The 350-nt window shown below is 51.4% G+C and carries 1 pseudogene; it reads left to right on the top strand.

Annotation, left to right across the window (positions count from 1 at the left end):
• Positions 1-27 precede the first annotated feature (27 nt).
• Positions 28-350: pseudogene (locus EN852_RS36875) on the top strand (lytic transglycosylase); the annotation flags it as partial.

The raw sequence follows: 350 nt of genomic DNA, 5'->3' as shown, positions 1-350 counted from the left end.
CGCGTCTTGTGCGATCCCAGCCATCTGATGGCTGCGATGGCCTTTGAAACGGGTGAAACTTTCGCGCCAGATAAGAGAAACCCGTCAAGCGGTGCTACAGGACTGATTCAGTTTATGAGGCTAACTGCGGATGGATTGGGGACATCGTTGGAAGCTCTGGCACAGATGTCTCAGGTGCAACAACTGGGTTATGTCGAAAAATACCTTGCCCCTTACGCAGGGCGCTTCAACAGTCTGTCGGATATGTACATGTCTATTCTATATCCAGCCGCGATTGGAAAGCCGGAAGCCAATGTCCTGTTTTCCGCTGGCACGAAGGCTTATTCGCAGAACTCGGGACTAGATGTGAA

The organism is Mesorhizobium sp. M2E.F.Ca.ET.209.01.1.1, assembly GCF_004010375.2.
Classification (GTDB): domain Bacteria; phylum Pseudomonadota; class Alphaproteobacteria; order Rhizobiales; family Rhizobiaceae; genus Mesorhizobium.
This window is presented reverse-complemented; position numbering and strand designations above follow the sequence as displayed.